Annotated in this window: 18 protein-coding genes, 1 pseudogene and 3 riboswitches; of the genes and pseudogenes, 8 read left to right on the forward strand and 11 right to left on the reverse strand. The window is 45.8% G+C overall.

The window, feature by feature from the left end:
* Positions 1 to 23: 23 nt before the first annotated feature.
* The gene (locus tag MHI37_RS19985; RefSeq protein ID WP_076337689.1) at positions 24 to 1,628 is read left to right on the forward strand and encodes a response regulator; all 1,605 of its coding nucleotides are present in this window, start codon (positions 24 to 26) and stop codon (positions 1,626 to 1,628) included.
* A 33-nt stretch (positions 1,629 to 1,661) separates the two neighbouring features.
* On the opposite strand, the gene MHI37_RS19990 is transcribed toward MHI37_RS19985, so the two are convergent.
* A complete protein-coding gene (locus MHI37_RS19990) occupies positions 1,662 to 2,219 on the reverse strand; it encodes a DUF1273 domain-containing protein (RefSeq protein WP_076337690.1) in 558 nt (185 codons plus the stop codon).
* Between the two features lie 79 nt (positions 2,220 to 2,298).
* Positions 2,299 to 2,401, forward strand: a riboswitch (TPP riboswitch).
* A gap of 139 nt (positions 2,402 to 2,540) precedes the next feature.
* On the opposite strand from MHI37_RS19990, the gene thiM reads away from it, so the two are divergent.
* Together thiM and thiD are read left to right on the forward strand one after the other, a co-directional pair.
* Positions 2,541 to 3,347: a hydroxyethylthiazole kinase gene (thiM, locus tag MHI37_RS19995; protein WP_076337691.1), complete on the forward strand. Its 807-nt coding sequence runs from the start codon at positions 2,541 to 2,543 to the stop codon at positions 3,345 to 3,347.
* Positions 3,347 to 4,165, forward strand: coding sequence for a bifunctional hydroxymethylpyrimidine kinase/phosphomethylpyrimidine kinase (gene thiD, locus MHI37_RS20000; RefSeq protein ID WP_076337692.1), 819 nt, complete (start codon positions 3,347 to 3,349; stop codon positions 4,163 to 4,165). Before thiM ends, thiD begins: the two co-directional genes overlap by 1 nt.
* 99 nt (positions 4,166 to 4,264) lie before the next feature.
* Here the strand turns inward: thiD and MHI37_RS20005 are convergent, their stop codons facing one another.
* Complete coding sequence (locus tag MHI37_RS20005) at positions 4,265 to 5,725, reverse strand: serine hydrolase domain-containing protein (protein WP_076337693.1); 1,461 nt, start codon at positions 5,723 to 5,725, stop codon at positions 4,265 to 4,267.
* Between the two features lie 1,055 nt (positions 5,726 to 6,780).
* Positions 6,781 to 6,885, forward strand: a riboswitch (TPP riboswitch).
* A 506-nt stretch (positions 6,886 to 7,391) separates the two neighbouring features.
* Between MHI37_RS20005 and thiC the strand changes: the two genes are divergently transcribed.
* From thiC to MHI37_RS20025, 4 genes and pseudogenes are all read left to right on the forward strand, one after another.
* Positions 7,392 to 9,155, forward strand: coding sequence for a phosphomethylpyrimidine synthase ThiC (gene thiC / locus MHI37_RS20010; RefSeq protein WP_076337694.1), 1,764 nt, complete (start codon positions 7,392 to 7,394; stop codon positions 9,153 to 9,155).
* A 78-nt stretch (positions 9,156 to 9,233) separates the two neighbouring features.
* Positions 9,234 to 9,434, forward strand: a complete 201-nt coding sequence (locus tag MHI37_RS20015; protein ID WP_076337695.1) for a ThiF family adenylyltransferase — start codon at positions 9,234 to 9,236, stop codon at positions 9,432 to 9,434.
* Positions 9,435 to 9,599: 165 nt separating this feature from the next.
* On the forward strand, positions 9,600 to 9,878 hold the full coding sequence (locus MHI37_RS20020; RefSeq protein ID WP_076337696.1) for a hypothetical protein: 279 nt from the start codon (positions 9,600 to 9,602) through the stop codon (positions 9,876 to 9,878).
* Between the two features lie 266 nt (positions 9,879 to 10,144).
* Positions 10,145 to 10,373 (forward strand): annotated as a pseudogene (locus MHI37_RS20025) (IS701 family transposase); the annotation flags it as partial.
* A gap of 94 nt (positions 10,374 to 10,467) precedes the next feature.
* On the opposite strand, the gene queF reads toward MHI37_RS20025, so the two are convergent.
* The 7 genes from queF to MHI37_RS20060 form a co-directional block, all read right to left on the reverse strand.
* The gene (queF, locus tag MHI37_RS20030) at positions 10,468 to 10,965 is read right to left on the reverse strand and encodes a preQ(1) synthase (protein WP_076337699.1); all 498 of its coding nucleotides are present in this window, start codon (positions 10,963 to 10,965) and stop codon (positions 10,468 to 10,470) included.
* 27 nt (positions 10,966 to 10,992) lie between these two features.
* A complete protein-coding gene (gene queE, locus MHI37_RS20035; protein ID WP_083676344.1) occupies positions 10,993 to 11,742 on the reverse strand; it encodes a 7-carboxy-7-deazaguanine synthase QueE in 750 nt (249 codons plus the stop codon).
* Positions 11,732 to 12,181: a 6-carboxytetrahydropterin synthase QueD gene (queD, locus tag MHI37_RS20040; RefSeq protein WP_076337743.1), complete on the reverse strand. Its 450-nt coding sequence runs from the start codon at positions 12,179 to 12,181 to the stop codon at positions 11,732 to 11,734. The genes queE and queD overlap by 11 nt, the downstream gene beginning before the upstream one ends.
* On the reverse strand, positions 12,181 to 12,846 hold the full coding sequence (gene queC / locus MHI37_RS20045) for a 7-cyano-7-deazaguanine synthase QueC (protein WP_076337700.1): 666 nt from the start codon (positions 12,844 to 12,846) through the stop codon (positions 12,181 to 12,183). Before queC ends, queD begins: the two co-directional genes overlap by 1 nt.
* Before the next feature lie 145 nt (positions 12,847 to 12,991).
* Positions 12,992 to 13,035: riboswitch (PreQ1 riboswitch) on the reverse strand.
* Between the two features lie 134 nt (positions 13,036 to 13,169).
* Positions 13,170 to 13,697, reverse strand: coding sequence for a hypothetical protein (locus tag MHI37_RS20050; RefSeq protein ID WP_076337701.1), 528 nt, complete (start codon positions 13,695 to 13,697; stop codon positions 13,170 to 13,172).
* Positions 13,698 to 13,937: 240 nt separating this feature from the next.
* On the reverse strand, positions 13,938 to 20,186 hold the full coding sequence (locus tag MHI37_RS20055) for a glycoside hydrolase (protein ID WP_083676345.1): 6,249 nt from the start codon (positions 20,184 to 20,186) through the stop codon (positions 13,938 to 13,940).
* A 395-nt stretch (positions 20,187 to 20,581) separates the two neighbouring features.
* The gene (locus tag MHI37_RS20060) at positions 20,582 to 21,691 is read right to left on the reverse strand and encodes a rhamnogalacturonan acetylesterase (protein ID WP_076337703.1); all 1,110 of its coding nucleotides are present in this window, start codon (positions 21,689 to 21,691) and stop codon (positions 20,582 to 20,584) included.
* Positions 21,692 to 21,926: 235 nt separating this feature from the next.
* On the opposite strand from MHI37_RS20060, the gene MHI37_RS20065 reads away from it, so the two are divergent.
* On the forward strand, positions 21,927 to 22,826 hold the full coding sequence (locus MHI37_RS20065; RefSeq protein WP_076337744.1) for a hypothetical protein: 900 nt from the start codon (positions 21,927 to 21,929) through the stop codon (positions 22,824 to 22,826).
* Positions 22,827 to 23,275: 449 nt separating this feature from the next.
* Here the strand turns inward: MHI37_RS20065 and MHI37_RS20070 are convergent, their stop codons facing one another.
* Both MHI37_RS20070 and MHI37_RS20075 read right to left on the reverse strand, forming a co-directional pair.
* The gene (locus tag MHI37_RS20070; protein WP_076337704.1) at positions 23,276 to 23,698 is read right to left on the reverse strand and encodes a pentapeptide repeat-containing protein; all 423 of its coding nucleotides are present in this window, start codon (positions 23,696 to 23,698) and stop codon (positions 23,276 to 23,278) included.
* 222 nt (positions 23,699 to 23,920) lie between these two features.
* Positions 23,921 to 24,646, reverse strand: coding sequence for a FadR/GntR family transcriptional regulator (locus MHI37_RS20075; protein WP_076337705.1), 726 nt, complete (start codon positions 24,644 to 24,646; stop codon positions 23,921 to 23,923).
* Between the last annotated feature and the right edge of the window lie 60 nt (positions 24,647 to 24,706).

A 24,706-nucleotide genomic window follows, 5' to 3' on the forward strand; every position in this document is an offset into this window, starting at 1 on the left:
CAAATAGGCAGGGAGTGAAGGCTATGATTAAGCTGCTGATCGCTGATGATGAAGCTTTGGTCTGTATCGGTTTGCAGTCCATGCTGAAATGGGAGAAGTATAATATTGAAATTGTCGGGATTGCACATAACGGCGCCCAGGAAGAAGAAATGATTGAATCCTTGCAGCCGGACATTGTGATAACCGATATCAAAATGCCAGTGAAAAGCGGCTTGGAGGTTGCCGAATCCGTGCGAGAAAAGCATGGCAGGCTTCCACTTTTCATCATCCTGACCAGCTATGAGGAGTTTGAATACGCACACGCCGCCATAAAGGTACAGGCTGTAGATTATTTGGTCAAGCTGGACCTGACACCGCAGACGCTGGAGAACTCCATCAAGAAGGTTACTGCTATCATTGGAGACTACAAAAGCTCTGACGTTCATCCGGCGATGATTCATCGCAGCACCTTGCAAGAGCAGCGGGATAAATTTTTTATCCGTTTATACAATAATTTGTTTGAAAATAAAAACCAGTATCTTCTGCAAAAAGAAGATCTCGCTGTCGATTTATCCGAAGCAGCCTATGTCGTTTGCACCTGCCGCATATTAGGCCCAGATACCGTGCCTCCCCGGGGAGATAAGCTGGTCGCCTTATGCTCCAGTACGGTACAAATGGCCAAAGATACCTTGTCGGCTGTAAGGCCTTGCCATGTAACGAGTCTCGACCTGCGCAACTTTGCCATTACACTGCCTGTTACCGCAACAGATCCTCAGCAGTGGATGCCGGAAATTCAACAGCTGCTTGCCAGTATGGCCATGGTTCTGCATAGTTACTTCAATGTTGTCATCATAGGAGCGATCGGATTTGCGGTTGAAGATCCTTACTTCATTCGGGAAAGCTATGTGGCTGCCCGAAAGGTGCTACCTGCTGCCCTGCAAGCAAATGGATTCGTCTTTTTCTCCCAAGCTGAGATTGCCAGTCAGACACCGGTGCTGTTCGATTTTTCCGAATCTCGCTCCGAAATACGGCGTGCCTTTGAAGAAATCGATACCGCTACGCTGCATGCTATTATAACGAAGTTAATCGAAACCTTTGAGGGCCGCTCGGACTTGCTTGTGCCTGCAACCGATGCAGCCTGCAACGTTTTATATATGGCTACTTCTTTGCTTGCGGATGGAGAAAATATGGTAGAGCAGATCTTTGAGAAGGAGCCGGAGGGCTATCGCGCTCTCTACCGAAAGCATACCATTGACGGAATCGTAGACTGGCTGATCGAGTTTCGCGATGGCTGCTGTGATTTGCTATCCTCCAGAAAGCAAAGCTACAAGGAACAGCTGGTCAAAAACGTACAGGATTACATTAAGAGAAATCTGAATCAGAAGCTTTCTCTAAATCAGGTTGCTGACGTATTTAACTTCAGTCCGAACTATTTAAGCCATCTTTTCTCCAAAATTGCTAAGATCAATTATGTGGAATATATAACCGAAACCAAAATTGCGGCTGCCAAAGAAATGATGCTGCGCGGCGAAGGGCGAGTATATGAAATTTCGCAGAAGCTCGGGTTCGAGAGCTCCTTTTATTTCAGCAAGGTTTTCAAAAAGGTAGAAGGTGTCTCCCCTCGGGAGTTCATGCAGCGGATTGGGTGAGAAGGGGTTAATTCCCCCTCTCTACGGCCTTCTTTAATTCTCTGAATAAAGCCGGTCATCGTCAGCAATGCTTTGGATATCCTCCGAGCTGATGCTAATGTACTCATAGCCCTCTGCCTGCTGCTTCTTTAACGCTTTTTGCTTGAAAAACTTTGGGCTGCCCTCGCCTGCGTCCTCATCATAAACGAGCAAAATGCCATCCGTCTTCCGGAACAGCAGCTCGTCCCGTGCTGTGAACTGCCATATGCCGTCATACGGCTGATTGCTTATCGATGCATAATAATCGACTCCTTTTAATACCTGCTCGTAAAACTCTTTTTTATCGTCCTTCCACTTTTCTTCCTGATTGCTATAGGCCGTAATAATAGAAAGCTTCAGCTGCGGATATTTTTCTTTTAATTCAATGACCACCTCGCACGCCCAAAGATCAACCCCATATTGACCAGGGGTAATGACCCATTCCAGTCCATCCTCAATGAAGGGTATAAGCTTGCTGGTCAGCGCTTTTTTTATATAAACGATTCCTTCATGCTTCTGGCTGAAAATATTAAGCTCATGCGCACGATAGCCGGTAACGAGTAAATTTTTCAATGTTATATCACCTTTTCATATAAATATGGTTTACATCTCTCCAGTGTATGCTATAGTAGAAAAAATACAAATTGAATATTTTATTCACTAGGGGAGTTTAACGGCTGAGATAGAGCGCATGCTCTGGACCCTTGGAACCTGATCTGGATCATTCCAGCGGAGGGAAGTGGAGCAGGATCATCCAAGCGCTTAGAACCTAGCTGGATAATAAGACCCGCTCATTTCCCTTCGGAAATGAGCGGGTCTTATTCATTTTTGGAGAAAATACTTCTTCTAGTCAGTCATTAGAGCTTACTCTAATCAATCAGGAGGAACCATTACATGAATTTTCTAAATAAGGTTCGCGAGCAAAATCCACTCATTCACAACATTACCAACATCGTCGTCGCCAATTTTACCGCTAATGGGCTGCTTGCTTTAGGCGCATCTCCCTTTATGGCTTATGCCCACGAGGAGGTCGCCGATGTCGCAAAAATGGCAAGTGCCGTTGTCCTTAATATCGGCACATTAGATGAGCAAATCGTACAAGCCTGCTTGATTGCCGGTAAGTCGGCCAATGAACATCATGTTCCTGTCGTATTTGATCCTGTTGGAGCAGGGGCTACAGCTTATCGTACCGCCTCCGCCCACAAAATTATTGCGGGCGTAAAGATTGCTGTATTGAGAGGAAACGTTGCCGAAATCGCTCATATTGCTGGCGAGAGCTGGACGATCAAGGGGGTAGACGCCGGCACTGGGGATGGTGACACTGTCGCATTAGCGCAAATAACAGCACGCAAGCTCGGATGTATCGTTGTCATTACCGGCAAAGAGGATGTTATTACCGATGGCGAGGTCACCTTTCTCGTTAGCAATGGCCATCCGCTTCTAACCAAAATCACCGGAGCAGGCTGCTTGCTAAGCTCAGTAGTTGGCGCATTTCTGGCCGTCGGCGTGAATGCCAGCGTTGTTGCAGCAGCCGAAGCAGTAGCATTCTATGGCCTTGCTGCTGAGAAGGCTTATGAAGCGAGCAAGGAACAAGGGCCCGGCAGCTTTCAAACAGCATTTATTGACCAATTGTCAATCATATCTGCCTGTACACTTAAGCGAGAAGCTAGACTCAAGCAGCTATTTAAGGAGGAAGCATAATGAAAATATATAAAGCATTAACCATAGCAGGCTCAGACAGCGGCGGCGGCGCAGGCATCCAAGCCGATCTAAAAACCTTTCAGGAGCTCGGTGCCTTTGGCATGTCTGTCATTACCGCTGTAACCGCGCAAAACACACTCGGTGTTCAAGGTGTCTATCCCATGGACGCTGCTGCCGTTCGTGGACAGCTGAATGCCATCGGGGAGGATTTGGAGCCTGACGCGCTTAAGACGGGAATGCTCTTTAGTACAGAAATCATTGAGATCGTCGCCGCCAAAATCAAACAATATAAATGGCAGAACCTAATTATTGATCCTGTTATGGTAGCCAAAGGCGGCTCCCCCCTCCTTCAGCAGGAAGCTATTCAATCCCTGATCAAGCATCTGCTGCCGCTTGCGCTCATCACTACACCCAATATCCCTGAAGCTGAGCTGCTCGCAAGGATGCCCATTCGTACGCTTCAAGACCGCGAGGAAGCAGCGAAACGTCTGTTTCAAATGGGCTCTCGTTATATCGTCATTAAGGGTGGTCATACCAAAGAAAGCGAGCCGCTTGTCGATCTGATCTACGATGGGCAAAGCTTCGAGTATTTGGAGAGCACTCGAATTAACACCGTCCACACGCATGGTACTGGATGCACCTTCTCTGCTGCCGCAACCGCTGAGATCGCACAAGGAAAATCCGTACACGAAGCAATAGTGACAGCCAAAGCCTTCATTCAAGCCGCTATTGAAGATCAGCTTGGCTTTGGTGCTGGACATGGTCCAACGAATCACTTTGCGTATCAGCGCAGATTACGGGCGGGGCAGCAGGTCTAGTGCTAATAATAGCAAAATAGACCTAATACCACCTGGCGTTCACCAAATGTGCACAACAACACGGCTGCTCCTTCCTCAGGTAAGGGACCGATAATGGAATCAAACCTTCTTCAAGCTAATACTCTTGAAAAGCAGCATTAATTTGGCTGTTCCGAATGCTAGCAGAGTAATGGACGCCATATACACCAGCTGCGATATACCCGGTATCATGGCAAACATCAGCTGCCAAGGCGTTTGTAGAAGCGTTGGCAGCACAAACAATATAAATACAGGAATAATGAGATGAAAAAGTCCGATAGAAACGGCCTGCAGCGTAATCGATATGTGCGTGTATTTAAAGACCTTGTTCCAAGCAGCAGCAACATAAATGGATCGAATTACGAACAATATAATTAATAATCCAATTATCCGCATTGCCCAGCTGCCTCCGCTAGCGGTTGGGAGCTCTTCAAGCGATGGCTCCTGACCATCCATAATTGCCCGCACACCCTCAGTCATAACTTCGGCACCAAAAACAAAAGCATCATTTTTATTCAATAAAATCACGATTCCGATGTCCCCATCGATCAACATATTAGATTGGAAATTTTCAACCCCGCCATCATGAGAAATCGAATTCCCTCGCTTCATCCAGCCCATTCCGTAATACCTGTCATCCTCTATTAAAACACCCTGCTCACCCTGCATTAAAGCTATACTTTGCGTCGATACAACTTGCTTGCCCGCGAAAGCACCGCCATTCATCTGCGCGATTAAATACCTTGTCATATCCTCCGCGCTTGCTTTAATATACCCTGATGGTATGTCAGCGGGCCTCTCCTTCGGGCTTGTCGTGATCATCCAACCGAACAGCGATTGATGTCCATCTGACAGCCCTAGCTTGACAGCCTCCACGTAGGACGCCGCTGTATTCTTCATCCCTAGCGGTTCAAAGATATGAGACTTCATATACTCCCCATAGGGCTGACCTGAAACGGCCTGTACCAATGCCCCAAGCACATTGTAGTTGGCGTTCGAATATTGAAATAAGCTTCCTGCCGGCTCGCTAAGTTTAGTGCGGAGCTGTGCCGCTGGATAAAGCTCAAGCTTTAGCTCTGGCGCTGGGAGCTTTAAACCTGCAATCGTTGGAATACCGCTTGTTTGGTTTAGCAAGCTCCGAACAGTCATTGCTTCTGAAGCTTTTTCATCCGCTACACGAAATTCCGGCAAATATCGCTGTACAGGAGCGTTCAGCTCTATTTTTCCCGAGTCCACCAGCTGCATAACCGCCATAGCCGTAAAGGATTTACTCATCGAGCCTATTATAAATGGTGTCTGTGGCGTGATCTGACTGTTCTTGGAATCTGCTGTTCCATAACCTTTTATGTATAAGGGGCCATCCTTGTGAACGATACCTAGCGCAGCCCCTGGAATGTCCAGCTTCTCCATCGCTGACTGCATATAGCGATCGATCTTGGTATATTCCGTGCCTGCTGTATCACTCTCCGCTGCATGAGCTTTTTCCGGTGCGACCCCGTAACTCGTTAACGCCGCCGCAATGGTGTAAAACAATACCGACATACACAACGCATTTCTTATAATGGACCTTCCGCTCATCTTCTCACCCATTCTTTATCTATAATAAGTTCAACTAAAAATTTACGTTTTTGGCGCTGTGCGAGAAGATCATTCTTACGCTCGCGGTTGCAGCCAGATTCTTGATTTCCTACGACCTTTAAAGGTAAGAATATGGGCTGCAAAGGCGAACACTTCGTTTCTCCAGAACGATTTTCACGCTTCGCTTAAACTTCATTTTTTAAGTTCAACTTTTCTATAATAAAAATAAGTATAGATGATTTGCTTTCAAATGAAATGGACTTGTGGTATGACAGCATACTGGACTTTAGGCGGGCCAAATCAACAGCCTCAGTACAATTGGAAATCGCAGTCGCGTCAGCTCACACTTCTAACGGAAACCACAAACGCTAAATCGCCTTTATTTTTCGTTTCAAGATTGTAACGGAAGCACAGGCCTCTATTTGTACAAAAGATACACGATATCGCTTCATTTCTGCGTAATAGCGTCTCCCACTTCCGTTAAAATATGACGTTAACCCAAAATGCAAATTTAGCGTCGCTGGCTTCCGTTAGCTTTCGTTATCTGCTCACTGGCTGCTGCCGCAGCATCGTTATCAGCAGGTTCGGAGAACCCATAGTTTCCTATACCTATAAATGAGCAAAAGCGGATACAGAACTATCCAATTGGACTTGCTTACGAATAGCACACAATCCATCACCAAACGGACAAGGCTGTCCGATACCGGTGGTACAGTACAAATGCGTCCAGGCTAGCAGCGCCCACAATCGGATAAAGGCGGTTGCTCAACGAACCTGGTACATATCAAAGCCAAGGTTATTCTTGGACTGGCCAACATAGGAGAACAGCGGCGTTTTCATCGGACCGCTGGTCGTTATTATTTACATGGCTGCACGTAAAGCAGGACTATTCCAAGTGAAATTTAAGCTTTAGTAAGGTCCGTCAAGCTGTCTATGGATAGCGGATTGAAAATCATGATTTCTTAATTTTGGAAAATAGAGTTGACACTTTTCTTGCATTAACGTTATAGTCAAACAAGGAAATCCACTAGGGGCGCCATCACGGCTGAGATAAAGCGATATGCTTTTGTCCCTTTGAACCTGATCTGGGTCATGCCAGCGTAGGAAAGTGGGACTGTGCGTTTATTTTAAATGCGCGTGAGGTGTGCTATGCCGCATTCGGCTGTATTTTAGCAGGAATGAGACCGGATGGCAGAGCCAAGGGTCGGTTGTTTCGGACCCTTGCAGAATACTTGCGCATGACGACACATTTCAACCGCTCCTTTCGTTGGGGGCGGTTTTTTTATTGATTTGTAAGGAAGTATATGGTTTTCTCCAAATATAAGAAAGTATAGGTTTCACTCTTATACGAACGCTTATATTTCAGCGCTAAACGCCGCAATGCCGCCAAATGACGGTAAAGCCGTTTATGCTTATATACTTGACTTATAGGTCATTGCGAAACAAGCTTTCGCTGCCCCCATTGAAAGCATCTTCTCATCTTTGTGGATGTGGAGACTTATGATAGAGCGACTAACTTTCTACGCGAAACGGAATCGTCCTAAGACAAGGACGATCAAACCGTTTCTGCTTGTGTGCGTGTATACCTCCAGGTGGAATTCCACTATTCCGTTGGGAGGTTTTTTGAGTTATGACGATAGTAACGACGTCGCTGCCAGGCAGCAAAAAAACGTATGTGTCAGGTGATAATGATCGTATCCGTGTTCCAATGCGAGAAATTGTACTCGAGCCGAGCACAGACAGAAATGGTGAAGAGGTGCCGAACGAATCCGTATTTGTATATGATTCGAGCGGTCCTTATACTGATTTGCAATATGAGGCAGATATTAGAACTGGATTGCCCGCTCTTCGAAGTGAATGGATAACAAGTCGTGGTGACGTAGAGAGTTATGAAGGCAGGATGGTTCTCCCTGTAGACAATGGTTTTGTAACGGAAGAAAAGGTAGAGCAGCGAGGCGAGGAGCGATATCCTGGACTAAAGCGACAGCCGCTGCGCGCCAAAGAAGGATACAATGTCACCCAATTGCATTACGCCCGCAAAGGTATTGTGACACCGGAGATGGAATTTATCGCGATACGCGAAGGGTTGAGCGCAGAGTTCGTAAGAAGTGAAATTGCTGAGGGACGCGCGATCATACCAATGAATATTAATCATCCTGAGAGTGAACCGATGATTATTGGACGCCATTTCCATGTAAAGATTAATGCGAATATTGGAAACTCTGCTGTAGCTTCCTCGATCGAGGAGGAGGTCGAGAAGATGACATGGGCGACACGCTGGGGTGCAGATACGATTATGGATTTGTCCACGGGCAAAAACATACATACAACACGAGAGTGGATCGTTCGCAACTCACCGGTTCCGGTGGGAACAGTGCCTATTTATCAGGCTTTGGAGAAAGTAAACGGCAAAGCGGAGGATCTGAGCTGGGACGTATTTCGCGACACCCTAATTGAGCAAGCGGAGCAAGGAGTTGATTATTTTACAATTCATGCGGGTGTGCTGCTTCGTTATATACCTCTGACGGCAAAGCGGATGACAGGCATTGTATCTCGCGGCGGTTCAATTATGGCTGCGTGGTGCCTTGCTCATCATAAAGAAAATTTCTTATACACGCATTTCGAAGATATTTGCCAAATTATGATGGCGTATGACGTATCGTTCTCGCTAGGCGATGGATTGCGGCCGGGCTCCATTGCGGATGCCAACGATGCTGCACAGTTTGCGGAGCTGGATACGCTCGGAGAGCTGACTAAGATCGCTTGGAAACATGATATACAGGTCATGGTTGAGGGGCCTGGTCATGTGCCGATGCATTTGATTAAAGAAAACATGGATCGGCAGCTAGAGGTTTGCAGCGAGGCACCGTTCTATACACTTGGTCCTTTAACGACGGACATCGCGCCTGGGTACGATCACATCACCTCGGCAATCGGTGCAGCCATGATCGGATGGTTCGGAACTGCGATGCTTTGTTACGTCACACCGAAGGAGCATTTAGGCCTGCCTAACAAGGATGATGTTAAGGACGGTGTTATCACTTACAAAATCGCGGCACATGCGGCGGATTTGGCTAAAGGGCATCCGCGTGCAAGGCTGCGCGATGATGCACTGTCCAAAGCGCGCTTCGAGTTTCGCTGGCGTGATCAGTTTCACTTATCGCTTGATCCTGAACGGGCCATAGCGTATCACGATGAGACTCTTCCGGCCGAAGCAGCAAAATCAGCACATTTCTGTTCGATGTGCGGGCCGAAATTTTGCAGTATGCGAATAAGCCAAGATATTCGAGAATACGCGGCAAAAAATGGATTGGAAACGGCTGAGGCAATCGAAGCAGGCATGAAGGAGAAGTCGGATGCCTTCAAAGCCTCGGGGAGTGCACTATATGGCTGAAGTCGTTGATCACGAATGGTCTGATCGTTATTCGATGAAGCGGACGCGATTGCTGTCCTGCCGAAGGCAGTCGCAGCTGTGAATAAGCTCCGTACTATTAATAGTGAGATATGCATTCTTGCGGATGTACATGATGTTAATCAATCAAACGTTGTCCCGCTCGTCAAAGGGGCGAACCTCGTGCTTGACGGTACGGATAATGCGGCTGCTCGTTTGCTATTAAGCGATGTATGCTTTCGGCAGCGCATTCCATTCCTATACGGTGGTCCCAGGGAATGAGCGCAGCGCTCATTCTAGGACGTACTGCGTGCTTACGATGCTTGATTGGCGAATCTGAAGAGGAAGAGGGATCGGCTACCTGTGATACAGTAGGCGTTCTTTCCCCCACGGTAGAATTTATTGCTTCACTGTAAGCTGTGGAGGCGATTAAATGGCTGTCTGGTAATGGTGACACGATACGCCGAACGTGGATCAATGCTGATTTATGGTCATTTCGCCTTCGTGAATCGATTCTTCCTTCCGGTAGAGCAGCTTGCAGACCCGTGGCTGCGAGACCCTTATTCACTTTTTCCGTTCCTCGGCATGGTCTCTGGAATTGCTTCTACTGACATGGCTTCAGGTGGTTCGAAGCGCAGCCCCTCTTCTGTACGTCCATCCGAGCGTGGTCCTCATGGGCGATGGGATGAAATAGGCCAAAGAAGCTCGCCGGATGCCCGGCGTTAAGAAACTTCATCAGGAATCTGAGAATTCCTCCAAGGCGGAGTCTATCTTCGGGCATCTGTTTGGGGCCATCGGCATTCTCATGGGAACGCCGCAACAGTGGTTTTGCCTACCCTTGTTCATGAATTTGCAGGATGCACATCGTTACAAAGGCCAAGTCAAACGCTGTGGCGTATGAGCCTCCTTCCATGACGAATAAGGAAAGAGGCCGTCCACGAAAAAAGGGAGCTATTCTCAAACGGAAGTCCCTGTTTCAAAGTCGTGCTGCGGCGTTTCAAACGGCCGCTACGCTGCCACTTCCGTCTCATGGCGGCTATGCGCTAGTGGATTCCTGCTTTACCTGCACCCGTGTGATCCATAGCTATGCTGCCGTGGGATATCACCTCATTGGCGGTCTCAAAACCAATCGCATGATCTATCCGCAAAGAAGCCGTTCACCTTGTGACCGTGAACGGAACTTCGTACTGGACGTACCGATATGAAGGTGCCTTTAATGAGCCGCTGTTCTCCTGTGTTGGCCAGTCCAAGAATAACCTTGGATTATACACTAAAAAAAAGCCCCTTCCTCATCCGAGGAAGGGCTCCTATATAACTAACGATTGTCGATCTTCTCAGGATACAAATCATGATTCATCAAGCGATGGTCAGCCATTTGTTCAAACTTCGTGCCGGGCTGGCCCCAGTTGCAGTAAGGATCAATAGAGATGCCCCCGCGAGGCGTAAACTTACCCCATACCTCAATATATCTTGGGTCCATAAGCTTGATTAAATCATTCATAATAATATTCATGCAGTCCTCATGAAAATCGCCGTGGTTGCGGAAGCTGAACAAATACAGCTTAAGCGACTTGCTTTCCACCATTTTGAGACCAGGAATATAAGATATATAGATTGTCGCAAAATCCGGCTGTCCCGTCATCGGACAAAGGCTCGTAAATTCCGGACAATTAAATTTGACAAAATAGTCACGATTAGGATGCTTATTATCGAATGCCTCCAAAATTTCCGGCGAATAATTGAATAAATATTGCGTGCCCTGATTACCGAGCAGCGTCACGCCGCTGAGCTCTTCCTTGCTTCTTCCGTCCATTAACTATCTCCCTTTCTATTCTATTGCTTAAACGCCCTTCTTATTGCCCCATACCCAAGTATGCAGCTGCGGGAGCACATGCACCCGCTTCAATTCCGGGTTCGGCATGACGCGATCAATCAACCATTCATAACGCTCCACTAAATACGGCAGCATACGCTGCGGCTCAGTTTCCTGCAATTGCCCATTGCCCGCTTGTACATAGAACGGAACGTTAGGATAACGCAGATGGACACTGGTTGCATATTTCAAATCCTCATCGTCAAAAACGACGGTCTTCAAGCAAAAGCTGGTTGCTCGATTATTCAGCTTGGATACGATGTCGTCAAGCACGCTCCAATCGGTCTTCATTCCGGAGCTTGGCGGCTTTGGAGACAGGGTCAGGTCATCAATCGACCAAAACCAATCCTGCCAGCGGCTGCCCTGGGTTTCTAACGCTACACTGATATTAAGTTTATGAAGCTCATCTATCAAAAAGCTCAGCCCAGGCAATAAGGCAGGATTTCCACCTGAAATGGTCACATGATCAAAGGCATTGCCGCCGATTTCATTTAATTGCTCTATAATTTCATCTGCACTCAGCATGCGTATATCAGATTTGGCGCTGCCATCCCATGTAAATGCCGAATCGCACCAAGAACAGCTGTAATCACAGCCTGCTGTACGAACGAACATCGTTTTCCGGCCAATGACCATACCTTCCCCTTGAACCGTCGGTCCAAACATTTCCAGTACAGGAATCCGTTTAATTGGCTTGCTGGATTGGTTAGCTTGCATCCGATCCCGCCTTTCGCTTCGGCCGATAGATGCAATAGCTCGTTGGGGTTTCTCGCAGATACACCTGAATACACTGCGGACGATTCACCATACCATCCAAATACTGTTGAACGATTTCATAGATTGTGCGCGCCACGACTTCCGTTGTAGGGTAACGCTCTGGCTCAGTGTTATTGAAGCTCTCTTTATCGTCATTCAGCAGGGAGTGATCGAATCGATCATGAATAAGCTGCTTAATTATCGCAAAATTAACTAGAAATCCTGCCGAATCCAGCTCATCTCCAGCTACGGTAACATTCGCATAATACGTGTGCCCGTGCAGCTGGCGACATTTGCCTGCTTCCTCGACGGGGATGTAATGTGCCGCGGCAAAATGAAAATCCTTATTCAGCTCGTAGCTATATTCATGCAACGCTGCGGGATAAATCTGTTGGAGCATCATGACTTCATCCTCCAAATACGCGAGGCCAAATAATCATCCAGCCCTTTCTTTCGAAGCTGGCATGAAGGGCAATGCCCGCAGCCGTCAGAAATAATTCCGTTATAGCAAGTTAACGTTTTCTCGCGGACAAATTCGAATGCGCCGAGCGTCTCGGCCAGCTCCCATGTTTCGGATTTGGTAAGCCACATCAGCGGTGTATCGATGACAAATGGAAAATCCATCGATAGATTAAGCGTCACATTCAGTGATTTCACGAATATATCCCGGCAATCCGGATATCCGCTAAAATCCGTCTCACATACGCCTGTTACGATATGCTTGGCGCCAAGCTGCTTAGCGAGCACGGCTGCAAAGGTGAGGAACAAGAGATTTCGCCCATCAACAAAAGTCGTAGGAAGTTCCCCTTCCTTCTGTTCTATGGCTATATCATCCCTAGTCAGCGCGTTAGGCGCCAACTGATTTAACAGCGACATATCTAGAATATGATGCTTAATCCCAAGCTCCTTAGCGATATCTGCCGCGCAATCGAGTTCAAGCTTATGGCGCTGCCCATAGTTGAACGTTATGGCTTCTACCTCCGTGAAACGCTCCATAGCCCAGAACAGGCAAGTCGTGCTATCCTGGCCGCCGCTAAATACGACAACTGCTTTTTCTTTTTTCATGCTGCATCTTCCTCTCTGGTTTGAGAAGACAGAGCTCGCCTGACATCCTTCTGATACATTAAAAAAACCAAAGAAACGGCGCGAAACGGTGAGTACCGCTTCACGCCGAACGCAAAAACGACGATGTCACCTGACGGGACAATCGTTTCGCATAGTTTTTTATAGAGGGAGTTCGCGAACCTCTCCCGGCTGCCAATAAAGTCCTAAGACTAGGGGCCGGAATTTCATCTTCAGTTGTTCATTCTTCTGTACTATAGCATAGAGCAAGCAGAATGGAAACCGCTAGTATTTACGAGATAACATGAGTTCATACTGCTTTTTCCTTATTGTTCAGGAAGCAGCTCTCCCAGCTTCGTCAGCGTCTGAAGCATATGCTTGATCAAATCCGGAAGATCATCCATTTGCTCCTCGCTAATTTTGCGGTTGAAGCTTAGCTCGATAACATTCGAATAAATAGGTGTATCCGAGCCAAATAAATAGCTGATCGTTTGCGTTGGAGTTTGGTCCGGCTCCCAAATACGCTGCATTACCTGCTCAATCTGCCGGCATTGCTCGTCAACATTGTTGATCTCCATATAGAAACGCAGCCTTAATGTGCTAGCTGGAGATTCTCCCTCTAATTCCAAAATTTCAGCCGCAAGCTCCTTAAGCGAGGCCGTAAGCTGAATTTCTGCGGATACCTCCGAACGCTCAGCCAGCTTGAACTGAAGTGAGAATTCCCGAGACATCACCGCAAGCTCCAAACGGTCAACCCGATTAATAATATCAATCTTGCGATCCAGCGTGTCCAGATCGTAAAGCTGATTCTCAAACGCTATTTTCAAATTTTCAAATACAGTTGGATCAAACATAATATTTTCCTCACTCTTTCTTTGCATATCATCTTAGCTATTGTAGACCATTTGGACAGTATAATCGAGACTTCTTTGGAAGCTCTAAACTTCAGCACGTCAATGAGGCCCAGCCTAGCATGAAGCTGCCTGCTTCATCGACCATGGCGAATCAACAAAGTTGCAGCAATAAATCAATAATAAAGAACAGTTGAGCAGGGATAACCCTGTTCAACTGTTCTTTTCAATTCATTTTGCTAGTCAATCCATTCTCATGAAAATTTTATAAATAACTACGGCTGCTTCTGCTCTTGTTGCTTCAGATAACGGAGCAAATATACCATTACCCTTACCGTTGATAATTCCTGCAGCCTGCATTACGGCTACACTCCTCTGTGCGTATTTCGATATGCTCCTATGATCGATGAAGGTGGACTCTCCCGTTTCACTTGTTTTTAGCCCAATATGCTCCATCACTTTATAAGCCATCACAGCCATATCCTGTCTTGTGATCTTGTCTTGAATACCAAAGCTGCCGTCTGGTCTGCCGCTTATGATGCCTAATTGAGAGGCAGTCGCAACTTCATCATAATACCATGCGCCCTCCTTCACATCACTAAATGTCGAGGTCGCATTCGCATCAGTCAAATCAAACAAATTCATAAGCATCGTAATAAATTCTGCTCTTGTCACGAGTCCTTCTGGCGAGAAACGTTCTTCTCCTATGCCTTGAATGATTCCTCTTGCTGCCAAGCCTTCAATTGGGTCCTTTGCCCACGCAGCATTCACATCCTTGAAGCTAATGTCCGAATATGCTGCTGCATAATTGCTAAAATGCTTAGGCTTGAATTCGACCTTGCCCGTTTCCGGATTGTATCTGCCATTCATCACAGTCTCGAGCTCACTGCTGTCATTAATGTAATAAACGATCAGCTTATGCGGATTCTCCCCGTTTTGAAGTGTGTAACTCAGTGCGACTTGAACGTCGTTACTGCCATTAAATTGACTAACCTTCTTACCATCTATCTCGAGAGTAAAATCATAGACATTAACTCCCCCCAGCTTCGCTTGAATATCTGCCGGCAAGCGGGTTATATCAACTTTTATTACAGTAATGCTGACGCTTCGCGCATCCGCTGCATGTTTAGCTATAAAATCAGTTGAGATGGTTACCGCAGCAAGTCCAGTATCCACTTCAATGCTTTGATTCAGCTTACTCTCATTTGCCAGAATTTTTTCCACTGGAACATCCACTTTTACTTCCCTTGCGTCTTCCGTGCCTTTAACCTTAATTTTCAACTTCCCGTCTAAAATACGCTCCAACGCTTTATTTAGCGTTTCCGCAGCTAGTTGAACCGTAGTCGAACCTTTGGCATCGATCACAGGCTGCACATTCACTTCACCATTGCTATCGATCTCAGCTTTAGGAGCAACTGGAGTTGGATTAGCAGTCGGTATCGGTGCTACATATGTTGGTTCTGGACTTGCCGTCGGTGTCGGTACTGCGTCTGTTGGTTCTGGACTTGCCGTTGGTGTTGGTGTTGGATCTGTTGGATCTATCTGACTAAGATAAGTTACTTTTATCCAACCTACCGCAGGTTTGTCATTTCCCCTTTTTACAAGCTTTACTTCTAACAAACCATCCTTAACCTCTGCTATGAATTCTTTAATTTCCCGCTTGTCGCCAGTAACATATTCCTCCAGTACCAACTCGTGCTCGATCAAAATATCCATGATCCTGCCGCTGTGGTCCCAAGGGTCATCAAAACCGAATTCGATCTTATATTTCCCTTCTGGCACTTCAAAATGGTAAGCAAGCCCTTTTCCCATTTCATCCCCATCATATTGACGGATGGATAGATACGGATCGGTTTCATCACTTTTCGCCCAAGTTAAATCATCATCAGCAATATACCCCCAAGAAAATCCAGTAACCGAATCTTTCCCAAATGGTTGGTCTGCCAGTGACTGCTTTATGCCGATTAAGACACCGTCTTGAATAATTTGAGCTCCTGCGTCAACATAATAATAAACATTTGGGTCAGAAGATCCAGTTGGCTTTGCTGTTAATTCTTGCGACGCCTCACTTACGTGATCAACTCGAATCGTTTTCATCACGAAATGATAGGTTACATTATTATCTAGACCACTAACGGTGTACTGCGATAAATTCCCAGGTACAACAACAGAATGAGTGTATTGTCCTGCTGCCGTGCCGTATTCAATCTGATAAGAAGCATTAATCGTTTCGTCAAAATATAATGTGGCCTGATTTTCCCCTGATTTTATACTTTTAATTGTTGGTATGCCCGATGTACCTTGATCATAATAAACGGCTATCCAACTGATCATCGGTTTACTGTTGCCGGATTTAATGATCTTAACATTAAGCTCGCCATCACTAACTTCGACATCAACAATCCGTTTAATGTCTCTGCCCTGCCCAATAACATAATCGACTAATACGTCCTCTCCTTCAACGTTCACCTTCATCATACGATTTGCATCATCCCATGGGTCATCAAAACCTAGCTCAAGCTTATATTTGCCATTCGGCACTTCAAACTGGTAGCTCAGTCCATTACCATTGGTATCTCCGTCATACTGCCTAACACTTTCCCACTTCGTTTCATTTTCGTTAGCCCAAGTTTTTCCTTCATCAGCAATATATCCCCACTTATAGCCTGTAGTCGGATCTTGTTGGTAACTCTGATCCTCTACCGTATTCCTAACACCAAATTCCTCGCCTTCTTCAAGAGTAGTCTTGCTGCTGTCTCCGGCGTCAACGTAATACAACAGTTCTTTCTCAACTTTAATCCAGCTTATCATTGGCTTCGTATTTGATTGTTTTACCATTTTCACCGTAAGCTCTCCATTAGTAACTACGGCATCAAACTGCTTGCTTTCTCGCTTGCTTCCAATAATATAATTGGATGCTTTTGTTGTTCCGTTAATAAGGATATCCATAGCCCGGTTGTTATCATCCCACGGATCGTCAAAGCCTAAGATCACTTTGTACGTACCATTTGGCAATGTGAATTTATAGGATAATCCCTTGCCGTTCTGATCACCATCATATTGTCGTATCGTGTCGTATGCATCCAGCATATCCGACTTTGCCCAGGTTTTATCATCATCGGCCACATATCCCCATGCTGCACCGGTAACCGGATCCTCGCCGTAAGCCTGATCCTCCGTTCCATTATATACACCGAAGGCTTCCCCTTCTTCCAACTCAAATACAGATCCATCCCCGGCATCAACATAATACATCAGCTGCGGATCACGTAATGCACGCGGCGTTGCAGAAAGCTCGTTAGAGGTAGTAATTGTAGAGCCTTGAACAGCTTCAACTACAAAATAGTACCGCTGTTCGTTTTCAAGTCCGTTAATAACAGCATTTCCAAGGCTGCCTTCAGCTTCATGTGTGTATACACCGCTCTGGGTGCCGTACTTGACCTTATATGATTCAGCGCCTTCTACCTCGGAATAGGTGAGCTGCATACGATGATCACCCGGCTTAACTGCATACAATTGCGGTGCCTTCATCGGGGTTGCCGGACGGCTCGCTTTGAAATAAGTGAACGCTGCGTCAGCCCAGCTATGAAAGCCTATCATGCCACTGGAATACATCGTATCTTCCAGTTCAAATTTCAAGTCCCCGTCCAAATAGGCTTGGATATGACTGCCCTCCAGCTCAACTTTTAACTCGTATATTTCGCCCAGCTTTACTGTATACGGCAATGGGGCAAGTATGTTTTCGCCGTTCTTCCTCATAAATAACACATCATTTTCAAATCCAAAGGAATAGGCGCGTTTATAATCCGTTCCTCGGAAGACAATACCCCAATCCGCTCCTGGAGAACTATGTTTAGCTATCGCGGTAATCGTGCCGTCAATGATTGTTCTGTTCTTAATGGAGAGCTCCCCTTGATGATCTCCCCCGGATTGGTGTTTTAGTATTCCCTCCTCCACACCCCACTTGCTTACATCTTGATTATAATCAGCTGATAAAACCGTATCGTTGAATGTATCTTCCCAGATCACAATCTCATTAGTAGGAGTAATGATTACAGGCTGTGTCGGTGCTCCAAAACCGCCAACCCCTTCTGAAGTCACCTGGAAGGCATATTCCTGCTGATTAGTTAAGTTTGAAATGGTCATATTGTTTTTCACTAAATACTCGGAATCAGTCATCGTGTTTAACTCTGACAAACCATACTCAAGCTCGAAGCTTTCTGCGCCTTCAACATCCGAGAACTCAACTTGAGCTTTCTCATTTCCAGGTATTACAAATAGCTTATTCGGCGCATCAATTTTCGGGACAACCTCAGCTTCTGTCGATACAGGACCTTCTTCGTCCCCATCTTGGGCATGAATGGCTATATAATACGTCGATCCGTTCTCCAAGCCTCTTACAATGTGGGAAAGTTTAGTTTTCCCATTTACAGCTGCAGTAAACGAATCTTGATATTTACCGCTCTCAGTTCCCCATTGAATGACATAATCAGGCACATTAGGGTCACTAGTGAATGTAACTTCAAAACCGCCATCCGATGGGAAAACCGTTACATCCTGAGGCGCGATTAATGAAGGGGTGACCATCACTTCGTTAGAGATCAAGCTTTCTCCGTTTTCATTTAGCGCTGTGACAGCTAAATAATAGTTCGTATTATTCACTAAATTCGAAAGGGTAAAGGTGGTGCTGAGAAACGATTCGCTCACTTGTGTCAAATCTCCAGGCGCTGTGCCGTATTTCACTTTGTACGCTTGCGCGCCTGCCACACCATCGATCTTAATTTGAGCAGCCTTATTCAGCGGAACAATAGAAATCACGTTCGGTTGTTTAGGCGCTTCATCGACGGGATAATACTCCCCCTGAAGCGTTACGATGGATTTAGCAGGAAGCGTGTAAACGAAAGATCCCTCTTTATTAGGCAAAATCATCGATTGCTCCGCTAAATCCAGTGATTCCGATGTGACGTAAGGGGTTAATTGATAAACTTCATATCCTTCAGGCAATTGTTCAATTTGAATCGAAACCTGCTTGGCCTCATTGGAATTATTCACGTATACGTTGGTGATTTTCCGGTCCTGCTCGTGGATATAGGCAGATCCCATAAGTCCATAAGGTTCGTTATCGTTTAGACCCAGTACACCAATGCGCTTTGCACCTGGCCGAATGAATTTGCTGAAATTCCCCATACCCCACAGCATCTTGGATTCATAAATGGTCTGCTCATCGCCAGGCAATTTATAATCGGTATAGATCAAACCGTCCTTATAATCTTCCTTCGATACCGCAGTCCACCATTGCCATGCCGATGCGTTAGCCCTTGTCAAATCATAGTGGATCGTCCTTGCCATAACTAATGCCGGGTCGATCCCCAAATCTCTGCCGTTGCCAGGCAAGTCCCCTCCGCTACCTAGAATACAATACTCTGTCACCCAATATCGTACCAACGGGTCCATTTCCTGCAAATTTTCCCATAATAAATCACGCAAATAGCCTAGCCGATCGCCGTTCACAGCATCTTTATGGTCAGACCAGTAGGAATGAGACGCAATTTTATGGTCAATTTTACCTGCAATTTCGCTGTCTCCCAACAGATCTTTGATATACTCGCGGTATTTACCAACATTCAGTGAATTGGCTCCTCCTGAGTATTGTTGCTTATTGTCATTAGCGTTTGTCGATGTCGCCATGAATTGTTGATAATACGAATCATCAAGCAATGAAGTGATCTCCACTCCGTCAGGCGCACTTATTTTGGCTCCAAGATTTCGTTCTGAAAGTTCATCATAGAGTGCATGAATAACACTCTTAATATCCTCATTGTTATACCGATTGGCTTCTTGACCCGCTTTATTCCAATCCCACGTAGGTTCATTGATAGGACTGATGTAATCAAATTCGATACCTTTTTCATCTTTAAAATGCTCCAGAACATCGGATACAAATATTGCAAAATCATCAATATAGCTCGGATTTAAATTTGTTGACCCTACACTTGCATCCGGTTGTGCGTGACCATTCTTGGTCATCCAAACTGGAGGGCTGTTGACAAAAGCAATTAAGGTATCAACGCCTCGAGCCTCAGCTGCATCCAAGAACCATTGCTGTCCTGCTTGCTTGGACCAATCATATGGACCTGATTCCGTTTGTTTAAAGGACTCTGAACGACGCCATGGGTTCGAAATAATGGTCTGATCGGTTTCCGTAGACCCCGCTCCAATATTGAAACGCCAAGACGATAATCCAATTCCTTTTTCAACGGAGAATAATAAATCTGCTACTCTGTTCTTATTTTCTTCAGACCATTCTTTACCAAGGGGATCCATCGACCAAGCATCGGAGGCTCCGAAATTCTCAATCGTTTGATTAATTTGACTCGCATCAATAGTTACGGATATCGGTGATTCAGCAGTTGCAGCTACCGGTTGAATATTTAACATCGATGAAGCAACTAACAGGGAAAGTACTCCTATCCCGAATCGTCTTAGCATCATATTATCTCCCTTTCATATCAATAATGAATGCGCTTACTTTTCTCCGTAAAGGCTCTGTTCTTGTCACCTTTCCACTATATCCCCGCCCCACCACCTTCAAACTTCAAGTAGAAGATTCTTAATTTAATCATGAAGTGAGGAAATCACAACATCATTAAATCCATCCTACGGAAACTATCCTAGAAAATAAGAGCCGAAAGCTTCCTTTCCTCATTTTCAGCCCTCTTATGAAACCGATTTCCTGAAATGGGTTTCATAAGAGGTTTGAAAATATTTTAATCCCTATATTATTGGGTGTCAACAGATATTTATTGAGGCATGCTGACGTAAAAAAAGAGATCAACCCTGCGATCAGGTTAATCCCTTCCTCATGAATACCTCAGCCAATTGCCTAGTTAAATCCCCTTTAAATATAAAGACAGAGGCGATAATTGCAGCTCACGTACGCTTTCCGCCACCAAGCCTGCAATAGCAATACCGCCAAGCTCTTGGAAATGAGTGTCATCCTGTGCTCCTTCTGGAAAATGTATGAACTCTCCAGGGTAAGCCCACATGAACAATGACTTTGAGGGCTCATCGCCCCATTTCTCATACAATGCCTTGCTCTTCGCTGCCAAATCAATTAACGGTACATTCAGCTCAGCCGCAAGCTCCTTCATCCCGAGTAAATAATCGCCATGTGTATCAATAATTAGGCCCTGTGCATCAAACTTGCGGCGATGCATCGGCGTAATAAGTACAGGTCTTGCTCCGCGCGCGCGCGCCTCTTCCACATACACAGTCAGCATTTCCTTATAACTGCCGAAAGGATCTGTAGCGCGCTCCGCATCCTGCTTCTGATCATTATGACCGAACTGAATCCACAAATAGTCGCTCGGCTTTATTTGCTCCAGTATAGCAGCAAGTCTGCCTTCATTAATGAAGCTTCTTGAGCTCCGCCCCGACTTCGCATGATTATCAATTGCGATCTCCGTTTTAAAATAGAGCGGAAGCATCTGTCCCCAGCCGGCATAAGGAAAGGTGTCCTGATCCGTTACTGTAGAGTCGCCTGCGAGATAAATCGTCGTCGCTTGCTTCGCCTCATCGATCTGAAGCGCATTGATACGCGGTGCAATGCCTGAGAATGCAAGGCGCACACGTCCATCCGTTACTTTAACTGTAAAGCTGTGCACCATATACTGACCTGCCGAGGTCGCAGCCTTGTTTAGCACGATGCGGCCTACGCCATATTTTAAAGTGGTGCTCGTAGGCGCTATTGCATCTCCAATGGTAGCTGTTATCGTATATAGCCCATTTGGCAGATCAACCGTAAATACAGCCTCCAACGGGATGCAGAAAGCGCCGTGCAGACGGTCAGACTCATCACGATTACGCGAGCTGACTCGATCATTGGACTCGAAGCCATAACCCGTCACATCGTCATATAGCGTGCTTGGAAGCACTTGTACATAGGGCGAAGCAGGCGCGCTTCCAATTCCAAAATCAAATTTTAACGAAACTGTCATGTGTACACCATCCTCAGTCAAAGTTGTCCTATTCTAAGAATAGCAAATCATGGTAGAATGTGAAGTTAATTTTCCAACTATTTTGTTCGAAATTCAGTCACGTCGCACAGGGATGTGGAGGAGCCTCTGCAAACCATGCATTCATATAACCGTCAAAATTTGCGTTAGCTGTAGAATTCCGTATACTAATAGATAGGAATCATATAGGAGCTACTTACTAATTGAGGTGACACAAGTGGAAGAATTGAAACAAGCCTATCAGACTATGGGACTACCTGAGCTTGCGGCGAAAGAGGAAGTGGAGAAGCGCTATACGACACTTATGCGCCAAACCCGCTCTAGAGCGCAGCGGCAAAAGGAAAACACGACGGACGCGGAGGATTCATTTGCAAAGATAACGCAGGCGTACAGGCTTATTCTTGAGTATGAGGATCGTAAGCTGACCGATGCGTTCAATGAACAGGAATATGGTAAATACAAGAAAATGGCTGGACAAGCTGAGAAAATGGATCATTTTTGGCGCTATTACAAATTCCACACATTCGGAGCTGTGTTAGCGGTTGCACTTATCATTTACGGCATATTCAGCTTTGTGAATTATCGGGAAGAGCAGGAGCGGCTAGCCAACTTGCCTCCGGTTGACTTGGATGTTTCTTTTATGGGCAATTACATGCTGACGGAGGATGCACCTAAGGAAGAGCCGATTGAAAACGCACTTTTGACAGCGTTTCCGGAATGGCAAAGGTTTGTATCGAATCTAACGATGGTCCCTTCTGATGAGGCACAGCAATATGCCTATTTACAGAAGGCGGTGCTTATTCTAGCTACCGAGCATCCTGATATTTACATTATGGACAAAAACATTTTTAATTGGATAGGCGGACAAGGTGTCCTGATCGAGCTTGATGATCTCGTGAATGGTGATTTCAAGCCATTAATGAAGGACGATCTTGCAATGACGCTGAACACAGAAGATGACGGCGAGCATATTTACGGCATCGATATTAGCGACAGCGCCCTTGTTGATGATATTCCATTATACAAGCAAAGCATGATCGTCGGTATCCGTCCCGACAGCAAGAACCCGGAAAAAGCAAAGGAATTTATTAAACATTATTTAGCTACGATAAAATAGCATAACATGACGAAAGCAAGGAAGCCGCAGCCCTCCATAAGGAGGACAGCGGCTTCCTTGCTTCATAGAACTAATTTTGCAGCATCGTTAGCTGCGTATGACCCCATATTCGCTGTATCACACACTGTAAAATCCCCCACTAGTTTAAGGAGAAGCAGCCTAGACTGCACTTAGTGCAACAGAAACCTTACATGAGAGCTGTTCCGGACGGCTACAATGTAGTTATGCAGTAGAATTAGCTCCAAACCAACGAATTGCGCCATAAAATAGGCAAGTCATTGCACAAACTGCAATGTATGCAGGAAGTTAGGCGAGTAAGGTCGCTTATATTGTATAAAGTGCAGCGTAGCCTCGTCTTAAAAAGTTGTTTCATGGATTGAACAATCTATATAAGGTGAACTAGCCAGATGCAGTCTTTATTTATACTATTTTCGTCCCCTGCTATTTCGTTATTCAGCAGATGCATACTTTTTTATTAATTCCTCGATATTTACGCCATTGATGACCAAACCAGAAATATTACAGTTCTCCAAATTAGCATTCGTTAAATTACAATCATGAAACACGGCTCCTTCTAAAAGACAATTGGTGAACTGCACAGGTGTACTGTTGAATTCTACTTCTGGTTGACTGGGGTTTCCGAAGCCAATACATTGAAATCGTGCGCCGCCCCACTGCGCGCCATTAATATGAAGCTCACTCAAATTCGCATCAGAGATATTTAAGCCTGTCAAATTCACATCATTCATACTCATTCCACTGAGATTGCAGCATTCAAGCTTCAACTGCTCTGCTCGAACATTTTCGAAGCTGGATTCTGTAATATCAGCATTCAGTACTGTAAGAACCTCTTTTTTATTTTCCAAATTCATGGTTAATCACTCCTATTGAATGGTTGTTTAGATGTAATCCTTTGCTATTGATACATTCTGTATGTTCCGCGGATTTACCTTTTTACAGAAACCAGAAAAGCAATTAATAGCTGGCTGAAGTTGGTTTTCATAAAAACAACCACAAACAGGCCAATCAGATTCCTCTGACCAGCCTGTTTCCTACCTGCATAACCGATGGCGCTGCATCCGACGGGCTATCCGCTAGCTATTGCCTAAATGCTTCCGCACAATACTTTCAATATGCTGCAAATGCTGCTTCATCCGCTCCGCTGCAAGCTCAGAATTTTGCTGCTTGATCGCTTCAAATATAGCAGAATGCTCCGTATAAAGCCGTTCTGCAACCGCTGTGCTTGCGTAAAGCTCGACGCGCCTAATATCGTGGATCGCCGTTTCAATATGATTCATAATCGATTCAAATAAACGGACCATTATCGTATTGTGAGTAGCTTTGGCTAAAGTGAGATGAAACTGAAGGTCTAGCCGCTCTCCCTCCGCTTCGTCGCCGGCAGTACGCCTCATCTCAGCGATAAGGCTGGCGAGCTGAGCAGCATCCTCTTCGGTCCGCTTTACGGCTGCTATAGCCGCATTAGACACCTCTAACGATTCGCGGGCCTCTAACAGCTCCAGCACTGTTTTGCGGTTCATTCGCAGAGACTTCAGCTCCGGGAGCTCCATTTCAACAGGCAAGCTGCGTATGACGCGACAGCCGCCACCCTGCCGAATGTCGATCAGTCCCATCGCTTTTAGCGCACTGAGTGCTTCACGCGTTGTCGAGCGTCCAACTCCAAACTGCTCGGACATCTGCTTCGTAGAAGGCAGCTTATCTCCTACCTTCAGCTTTCCGTCCAAAATAAGCCGTTTCACCTGCTCGGTTATTTCCTCGTAATGGTTGCGTTTCGAAAGCTTTTCTACCTCTAATGACGGCATAGCCAGTCACCTCCCAAGCGTAAACGGCTGATGCAAATCTGCGGCGGCATTCGTGACCAA

It is taken from the genome of Paenibacillus sp. FSL H8-0548 (assembly GCF_038630985.1).
Taxonomy (GTDB): domain Bacteria; phylum Bacillota; class Bacilli; order Paenibacillales; family Paenibacillaceae; genus Pristimantibacillus.

Coding starts and splice junctions, on each gene's coding strand:
- MHI37_RS20050 (WP_076337701.1), bottom strand. CDS start 13,697: ATGTTTGATCCAACTGTATTTGAAAATTTGAAAATAGCGTTTGAGAAT.
- MHI37_RS20055 (WP_083676345.1), bottom strand. CDS start 20,186: ATGATGCTAAGACGATTCGGGATAGGAGTACTTTCCCTGTTAGTTGCT.
- queF (WP_076337699.1), bottom strand. CDS start 10,965: ATGGACGGAAGAAGCAAGGAAGAGCTCAGCGGCGTGACGCTGCTCGGT.
- MHI37_RS20005 (WP_076337693.1), bottom strand. CDS start 5,725: ATGTCGGTATTGTTTTACACCATTGCGGCGGCGTTAACGAGTTACGGG.
- thiM (WP_076337691.1), top strand. CDS start 2,541: ATGAATTTTCTAAATAAGGTTCGCGAGCAAAATCCACTCATTCACAAC.
- thiC (WP_076337694.1), top strand. CDS start 7,392: ATGACGATAGTAACGACGTCGCTGCCAGGCAGCAAAAAAACGTATGTG.
- queC (WP_076337700.1), bottom strand. CDS start 12,846: ATGAAAAAAGAAAAAGCAGTTGTCGTATTTAGCGGCGGCCAGGATAGC.
- MHI37_RS20070 (WP_076337704.1), bottom strand. CDS start 23,698: ATGAATTTGGAAAATAAAAAAGAGGTTCTTACAGTACTGAATGCTGAT.
- queE (WP_083676344.1), bottom strand. CDS start 11,742: ATGCAAGCTAACCAATCCAGCAAGCCAATTAAACGGATTCCTGTACTG.
- MHI37_RS20060 (WP_076337703.1), bottom strand. CDS start 21,691: ATGACAGTTTCGTTAAAATTTGATTTTGGAATTGGAAGCGCGCCTGCT.
- MHI37_RS20020 (WP_076337696.1), top strand. CDS start 9,600: ATGGTGACACGATACGCCGAACGTGGATCAATGCTGATTTATGGTCAT.
- queD (WP_076337743.1), bottom strand. CDS start 12,181: ATGCTCCAACAGATTTATCCCGCAGCGTTGCATGAATATAGCTACGAG.
- thiD (WP_076337692.1), top strand. CDS start 3,347: ATGAAAATATATAAAGCATTAACCATAGCAGGCTCAGACAGCGGCGGC.
- MHI37_RS20075 (WP_076337705.1), bottom strand. CDS start 24,646: ATGCCGTCATTAGAGGTAGAAAAGCTTTCGAAACGCAACCATTACGAG.
- MHI37_RS19985 (WP_076337689.1), top strand. CDS start 24: ATGATTAAGCTGCTGATCGCTGATGATGAAGCTTTGGTCTGTATCGGT.